4 protein-coding genes are annotated in these 2935 nt (G+C 35.4%); 1 reads left to right on the top strand and 3 read right to left on the bottom strand.

What is annotated here, in order from left to right:
- A partial coding sequence (locus tag ACJML3_RS09705) for a carbon starvation CstA family protein (protein WP_406022755.1) occupies positions 1-625 on the bottom strand: 625 nt, incomplete at its 3' end.
- A gap of 177 nt (positions 626-802) precedes the next feature.
- On the bottom strand, positions 803-1525 hold the full coding sequence (locus tag ACJML3_RS09700) for a gamma-glutamyl-gamma-aminobutyrate hydrolase family protein (RefSeq protein WP_406022754.1): 723 nt from the start codon (positions 1523-1525) through the stop codon (positions 803-805).
- 163 nt (positions 1526-1688) lie between these two features.
- Between ACJML3_RS09700 and ACJML3_RS09695 the strand changes: the two genes are divergently transcribed.
- The gene (locus ACJML3_RS09695) at positions 1689-2675 is read left to right on the top strand and encodes a bile acid:sodium symporter family protein (RefSeq protein WP_406022752.1); all 987 of its coding nucleotides are present in this window, start codon (positions 1689-1691) and stop codon (positions 2673-2675) included.
- Between the two features lie 92 nt (positions 2676-2767).
- On the opposite strand, the gene ACJML3_RS09690 is transcribed toward ACJML3_RS09695, so the two are convergent.
- Positions 2768-2935: PD-(D/E)XK nuclease domain-containing protein (locus ACJML3_RS09690; RefSeq protein ID WP_406022757.1), on the bottom strand; the 168-nt coding region annotated here is incomplete at its 5' end.

Genomic DNA, 2935 nt, shown 5'->3' with positions numbered 1-2935 from the left:
TAACACCGATAGCCATTATGATAAGCAGTGCACCGAAGATTGGGTATATTCTTCCGATGATCTTATCGATAGGCACGATTGTTGCCAAAAAGTAGTAAGCGAAAATGATAACAATCCAGAATGTCATTGTCAGGTTGTTATCAAAGTAACCTGCTGTAAGTTTTGCAAGTAGTCCAGCAGGAGCTGTTGCAAATACAACGCCAACAAGTAAAAGGAGGATAGTTGCAAATACACGCATAATGTATTTTGCACCTTTGCCAAGGTTGTAACCTACGATATCAGGAACATTAGCACCGCCATATCGTACAGATAGCATACCTGAGAAGTAATCATGAACGGCACCTGCAAAGATTGTTCCGAATACAACCCATAGTAATGCAACAGGTCCGTACAGAGCTCCAAGAATAGGGCCGAATACAGGACCAACACCGGCAATATTCAATAGCTGAATAAGCCAGAGCTTCCATTTTGGCATTGCAACGAAGTCAACACCATCATTTTTTAGTTTTGCAGGGGTAGCTCTTTCAGGTTTGATACCGAAGACCTTCTCCACAAACTTACCATATACCAAATATCCTACTATAAGCATAGCTACAGCAAGGATAAACCACATGAATCTTGGCATAGAAGCCTCCTTATGTTTTGACTTATAAGGGGATCTTAATAATTCCTTTAATATCAGTGGGTTTATAAGTGAAAATTTGATACATAGTACACACTAAAAACGGATAAAATATGATTTTTATCACGTTTGTATGATGTTTAAAAAACTTAATTGTCTGTAAATTAAGAAAAAATACTACTAAATAGTATTCTTTAGGATTTGAGTTTTTATTACAAAATCCTTTAGAAGAAGACTCGATTTTTCATTGTATTTATAATCATACTCAGGATGCCATTGAACAGCTACCATGTAAGGATGTGTGGTACTGCTTATTGCTTCTATAATACCGTCCTGTGAGATACCGTTTATCATCAGATCCTTTCCTAAATCCTTGATCGACTGATGATGAATACTGTTTACCTTGATATTTGAAATTTCAAACAGATAAGATAGATATGAGTTATCTACTAAGGTAACATTATGAGATGGCTTGCAATAAGGCTTTTCCTGATGATGATTTATCTCGGATTTTCCTTGAGAAACAATATCCTGATAGAGTGTTCCGCCTTGCATTACATTGATAAACTGTAATCCTCTGCAGATACCTAAAATGGTTTTCTTCTTTAAAATTGCATGTTTGTAGACAGTTACACTTAGATTATCAAGAATATCAAGACACTCACCACAGTAGTCTGCCTTTTGCTCATTATAAAGTTCTGGTGATACATCCTGACCACCGGTGAAAAGAAAACCATCACAGTATGAACATATCTGTTCGAGAACTTCTTTTTTGTCAGTATATGGAAGAATAATAGGACATGCTCCATGATCAATAAGTGCGTTTATATAGTCAGGAAGCATCCATATACTGTCTAATTTAGTGTCATATAAAGGCAGAACGCCAATAACAATCTGTGTCATAAAATCTCCTTTATATCGATTTTATATAAAAAGAAGAAAAGAAAATTAAAATGACTATATTTGAGCGTTATGCATGAATTAAGTGCTAAAAATGTACAAAAATAGTGATGATCTTTCAAATTGGATCTACAATGCAGAAAAACTTTTTTAAGGACGATTATTCATGAAAACTGTACTGAATCTTATTGCGGCAGTAAGTTCTTTCTTCTCAAGAACCTTTGCCTATATAGTTATTGTATTTGCACTGATTGCATATTTCTTTCCAGATGGATTTACAAAGATTGCACCATATATTGCTTATTTACTAGGTATTGTAATGTTTGGTATGGGGCTGACAATGCAACCAAAGGATTTTGCTGAAGTTTTGAAAAGGCCAGTGATGGTTCTGTCTGGTGTTGCAGGACAGTTCATTTTAATGCCAGCAATAGCCTATGTATTGGTTTATGTATTCAGTTTGTTTACAGATATGCCTGAATTCTCATCAATTGCTGCAGGTGTTCTGCTTTTAGGATGCTGTCCTGGTGGTACTTCATCCAATGTTATGTCATATCTAGCAAAAGCTGATGTTCCTTTATCAGTAACAATTACTGCATGTACAACACTTTTAGCTCCTGTTGTTACACCGGCTTTATTCTATCTCATGGCAAGTCAGTGGGTGGATATTGATCCTGTAGCCATGTTCTATTCAATCATCAAAATCGTGATCTTGCCAATCGTTGGTGGTGTCATTGTAAATTTACTGTTTAAGAATGCTGTTAAGAAAGTTATCGTATCACTTCCTCTTGTAAGTATTGTTGCAATTGTAGCTATTGTATGTGCTGTTGTAGCACTGAATGCTCAACGTTTAGCTCAGACTGGTATCATCATCTTTGTTTTGGTAGTTCTGCACAACTGCATCGGTTATGCTCTTGGATATTTAATGGGCGTTCTTTTTAAATTCAGATTAGCTGCAAAAAAGACTGTAGCTATTGAAGTTGGTATGCAAAATTCAGCTTTGTCAGTAACACTTGCTCAGAATTTAGCTAAAAGTGGTGCAATCGATCCGATTGCTGCTGTTCCTGGTGCTATTTTCTCTGTATGGCACAATATATCAGGACCGATTGTTGCAACTATCTTTACAAATATGAAAGATAAAAAAGACAAAATCTAGAAATAAGTGAAATTTTGATGTCATAACTGTAACAATCCTCCGTACACAATGAAGTGTCGGAGGATTGCATATTGTAGAGCTTTCTGACAGATTTATTTAATCTTTTTAACTTCAATAATGCAGTTTTTCTGATAAAAGCTGATGCCATAGCAGTAAATATCCGATATAACATCATCAAAGAATTCTTCAGCATATCTTTTATCTTCAATCTGTTTAATTGCTTGTAATGCTGTTTCCTTTAAATTTTTAGAGCTTTGTGC

It is taken from the genome of Succinivibrio sp., assembly GCF_045124615.1.
Lineage (GTDB): Bacteria > Pseudomonadota > Gammaproteobacteria > Enterobacterales > Succinivibrionaceae > Succinivibrio > Succinivibrio faecicola.
The sequence above is the reverse complement of the archived record's forward strand: the minus strand, read 5'-3'. Positions and strand labels throughout refer to the sequence as shown.

Coding starts and splice junctions, on each gene's coding strand:
- ACJML3_RS09695 (WP_406022752.1), top strand. CDS start 1,689: ATGAAAACTGTACTGAATCTTATTGCGGCAGTAAGTTCTTTCTTCTCA.
- ACJML3_RS09700 (WP_406022754.1), bottom strand. CDS start 1,525: ATGACACAGATTGTTATTGGCGTTCTGCCTTTATATGACACTAAATTA.